Source organism: Alcanivorax sp. HI0044, assembly GCF_001634945.1.
Window position 1 is genome coordinate 1 of sequence record NZ_LWEZ01001260.1, and the last position, 3,881, is coordinate 3,881.

The window sequence follows — 3,881 nt, forward strand, 5'->3', positions numbered from 1 at the left end:
CGGCATTCAAATCGACCAGGGTGATGCGGGCCTCGGGGTGGTGTTGTCGAAACTGGCCGGCAAGCTGGCCGCCAATAGCGCCGGCACCGCCGGTAATCAGGATATGGGTTGGGGTCATGGCTATCGTTTCCTAGTGATCGTGATTGGCAATGGCGAGCCAGCAGGCGTCTCTTGCCTGTTTAAGGTCATCATCGCTGAGTGTCAGGTAGCCCAGCCGTTCGGCTTTGAATATGCCAACAAAGGCGCCCCAGAACAGGGCGATGGCCAGGTCGGGTTTCATGTGATTGCCGAGCAGGCCGGTGCGCTGGCCGATGATCACCATCATTCCCAGCGGGATGAGCAAGGCCTGTTCGCGGCGGCGGCTTTCTTCGGTGAGGTAGCTGTGGTGATCCTGCATTTCCAGAAACTGGAAGGCGTCCGGTTCATCCCGGGCAAAGGCGGTGAGCCGCGCCCAGAGGGTGTCGAACAGGGCGCGGGAGGGATGCATCAAGTCCAGATCCGTGAGCAGACGGTCCTGCAGCCGCTGTTTGCTGTCCTGGAATACCGCATTGATCAAGGATTCTTTGTTGTCGAAGTAGCGATATAGCGTGCCGACGCCCACCTCGGCTTCCGTGGCGATGGGGGGCACCGGCGTGCCGTGCAGGCCGTGCTTGGCAAACACGCTCAGTGCCGCACGGATAATCTGTTCCCGCTTACCGGACTCTTTGCCTGGGGCGCTGGCGGGGGAAGCATTGGCCATATCAAGCTCGCACAGAAAGTGAATGAATGATCATTCCGCAACTGTGCCAGTGAATGGTGTATTGGTGAAGGGCTGTTTCGGTCAGATGGGGACAAATGACAGGAGCAAGTGGCGAGCTTCTAGCGGCGAGTTAAAACAATGATCCTTCAGGTGTTGGCGCTTTTTTGCGTTTCGTTGTTGCTCCAACGAATGCCTTGGCGATCATGTACTAGAAGCTAGAAGCTAGAAGCTAGAAGCTAGATCAACCCCTTCTCCCGGGCGGCGTGCTCGGTGAGTTCTGCTACCAGAGTCACCGGGCGGGCGTAGGAACGGTCGTAGTGCGCCTGGGACAGGGCGTGGCATTCCGCGCTGATCTGGTCGTACAGCTGGCGCGGGGTCATGGCTTCGGTGGGGGGGAGGGCGTGCAGACCAAAGTGGTCGTAGGGAATCATCTTGGAACCCGCGGCCTTGAGCAACTCTGGTACCCAGCCCTGGGGGGACAGCTGGGTCTGATAGCGCAGGTTCTGGAAATCGAGCTCGGCGGCCAGGCGGTCGGCGTCCGCTACCACAAAGTAGTTGTCCACCACCTGACACAGCAGCAGGTTCAAGCGCCGCCAGACGATGGTCTTTTCCTCGTTGGTATAGCCATTCCAGTGCACCACCTCGTGGCTGAAACGGCGACAGCCACGGCAAACCGTGTCACCGAAAACGGTGGAACAGACGCCAATACAGGGGGTGTGGATTCGATTTACTGCCATGGCGAAATCCTAACAGAAAACCCCGGCTCTGGGAGAGCGGCGCTGGTCGGTTGCCGGTAAATTGAGCGCTTGCCCGCCACGCCGTATGTGGCGGGCCCCAGAGCCGGCATGCCGGGCCTCTCGCGCTTGAGCAATGCGGGTAAATCGGCCATAGTTGGGCCATCAAAATGCTTTTATATTGCACGCAATAATAAACAGGGCCGATCCGGGAGCACCGGATATGGCAACGCTGGAGAATAATAATGCGATTGGCTGTGCTGCTGGCGGCTTGCCTTTGGGTTATTTCGGGTTGTTCTGGAGTGGGAATGGGGATTCCTTCCACCCCCGGGGCGTTCCTGGATGCGCCAAAGGGAAAAACCTTTGCCCCCATGGATACGCTCGATCCACGTAATGCCATGGTCTACATCTACCGTCCGATTACCCGCTGGGGCTACGAAGAAGTCCAGGCGCCGGTATTCTTCATGGACTCTTCTCAATTGTTCGGCCTGAAGGCCGGTGCCTATGAATGGCTGGAACTGCCCGCGGGCACCCACGATTTCTATGCTCGCCGCCCGCTCAGTGTGTTGTATCTGAAGATGGTGTTTGAGATGCCATTGAAGGTGGATGGTGGGCAGGAATACTTCTTCCGCTATTCGGAAACCCGTCCGTTGGATATGGAAGAGCTGGTTGCCAACCCGGAAGACTACCAGCAGGCCGGGCCACTGCAACAGGTGCCCCGCGCGCTGGCGCTGCGGGAAATCGCCGATCTGCGGCTGGATGAGCCGGGGGTGTATTACGGTGGCAGTGGCGTGAAAGAGAAGCGCTGGGCGCCGTTTTATACCTATTCGACGGAATAAGCAGCTATGAGCTGCGAGCTTCTAGTGGCTAGGTGAACAGTAAAAAGCCCCGAACGTTCGGGGCTTTTTACTGTTGGGCGGTTGTTTTATTCGTATCTTGGGCTATCTTGCTGCTCGTAGCTCGTAGCTCGTAGCTCGTAGCTCGTAGCTCGTAGCCAGGTCGCTAGTCGCTTTCCGTCAACCGCCGCTTGGTCTGCAGCAACCGCTTCCATTGCTCCACATATTCCGGCAAGGCGGGGGAGGTCAGGTTCATGCCGGTCATTTCCTGCACCGTCTGTGGGCTCACCGATTTGCCACCGTAGACATTGGCAACGCGCAGCAGGGCGTGGGTGTGCAGTTTGCGCTGGGATTCAAAACGCTGGTCGTAGTACACGTATTTGTCGTCCCAGCCGAGGATCCGGGTATGCACCTGAAATTGCTGATAGGGGCGCAGTTCACGGATATAGGCAATTTCGGTATTGGCCACGACACCGTTGCAGCGGGCTTCGAGCATGCGGTTGAGCAAGCCGGTGACCACGGCATGTTCCAGCCGGCTACGGTCCATGAACTTAAGGTATTTGGCGTTGTTCAGATGCATGTTCAGGTCGATATCCAGCAGGCCCACCCGGAATTCCATGGTGACCACATCAAACAACTGGTGCGTAGGCGGGCGTTTACGCCGGCGCGCTGCGCTGATCAGTTCAAGCATCCGATCTCCCTATGCCACGGTTATCACCGCAGCCCCATTTATTATCGTTGGCAAGTATGGACAGAAAAACGCCGCTCAGTATAACGGCACTGGAACCGGTTCACACTATTTGCGCAATCGGGGGGCACAGCTTTTACGTTCCCGTTATGCCTGGGCCAGGTGCAGGCTGAACAGGCTTTGTGGGTCCGTCCAGCAGCTTAGCGGGGTGAAACCGGCGGCGACCAGTTCGGCACTGAAGCTTTCTACGGTGAATTTGTAGGAATTCTCGGTATGGATACGGGTACCGCTTTTCAGGGTCAGGCTGCGTTCTCCCAGCTGGATGTCCTGATCGCACAGGCACTCCAGGTGCATCTCAATGCGTTGCTGTGCGCGGTTATAGAACGCCACATGGCGCATGTTGTCCGTGTCGAACTGGCAGTTCAGTTCCCGGTTCAGGTGATGCAGGGCGTTCAGGTTGAAGGCCGCAGTAAGCCCCTGGGCATCGTTGTAGGCAGCATTCAGCTGTGTATCGGCCTTTTGTAAATCCGCGCCGATCAGCAGGGCGCCGCCGGGGCCGGCCAGTTTGCGTAGCCCCTTGAGAAATTCGCTGCGGGCGGCCGGTTCAAAATTGCCAATGGTGGAGCCGGGAAAAAACACCACCCGCCCCGGTTGTGCCAAGGCTTGTGGCATGGCCATCGCCTGGCAGTAATCGGCGCACACGGCGCTGATGTGCACGTCGGGAAAATCCTGGGCCAGTTGGCGAGAGGCGCCAAGCAGGCACTCACGGGAAATTTCCAGTGGCATGTAGTGACGGGGCTGCCAGGCATCCAGCAGCAGGCGCACTTTTTCACAGCTACCGGCACCGGGTTCGGCAATGGTTTGCGGTTGGTTGAGCCGTGCCT

General features: G+C 58.2%; 5 protein-coding genes. 1 reads left to right on the forward strand and 4 read right to left on the reverse strand.

The window, feature by feature from the left end:
- Nucleotides 1-130: 130 nt before the first annotated feature.
- Both A3730_RS18020 and A3730_RS18025 read right to left on the reverse strand, forming a co-directional pair.
- Nucleotides 131-739, reverse strand: a complete 609-nt coding sequence (locus tag A3730_RS18020) for a TetR/AcrR family transcriptional regulator (protein WP_063520974.1) — start codon at nt 737-739, stop codon at nt 131-133.
- A gap of 236 nt (nt 740-975) precedes the next feature.
- Complete coding sequence (locus tag A3730_RS18025) at nt 976-1,476, reverse strand: DUF1289 domain-containing protein (protein ID WP_063520973.1); 501 nt, start codon at nt 1,474-1,476, stop codon at nt 976-978.
- Between the two features lie 305 nt (nt 1,477-1,781).
- On the opposite strand from A3730_RS18025, the gene A3730_RS18030 reads away from it, so the two are divergent.
- Nucleotides 1,782-2,312 carry a DUF2846 domain-containing protein gene (locus tag A3730_RS18030; protein WP_063520972.1) on the forward strand — a complete coding sequence of 177 codons (531 nt, stop codon included), beginning with the start codon at nt 1,782-1,784 and terminating at the stop codon, nt 2,310-2,312.
- A gap of 163 nt (nt 2,313-2,475) precedes the next feature.
- On the opposite strand, the gene A3730_RS18035 is transcribed toward A3730_RS18030, so the two are convergent.
- Together A3730_RS18035 and egtD are read right to left on the reverse strand one after the other, a co-directional pair.
- Entirely contained in the window at nt 2,476-3,000 is a 525-nt protein-coding gene (locus A3730_RS18035; RefSeq protein WP_063520971.1) for a thioesterase family protein, read from the reverse strand.
- A gap of 144 nt (nt 3,001-3,144) precedes the next feature.
- On the reverse strand, nt 3,145-3,881 hold a 737-nt coding region (egtD, locus tag A3730_RS18040), incomplete at its 5' end, for an L-histidine N(alpha)-methyltransferase (RefSeq protein WP_063538609.1).

Excerpts from the sequence above, each read along its gene's own strand:
- A3730_RS18020 (WP_063520974.1), bottom strand. The coding sequence starts at position 739 with ATGGCCAATGCTTCCCCCGCCAGCGCCCCAGGCAAAGAGTCCGGTAAG.
- A3730_RS18025 (WP_063520973.1), bottom strand. The coding sequence starts at position 1,476 with ATGGCAGTAAATCGAATCCACACCCCCTGTATTGGCGTCTGTTCCACC.
- A3730_RS18030 (WP_063520972.1), top strand. The coding sequence starts at position 1,782 with ATGGGGATTCCTTCCACCCCCGGGGCGTTCCTGGATGCGCCAAAGGGA.
- A3730_RS18035 (WP_063520971.1), bottom strand. The coding sequence starts at position 3,000 with ATGCTTGAACTGATCAGCGCAGCGCGCCGGCGTAAACGCCCGCCTACG.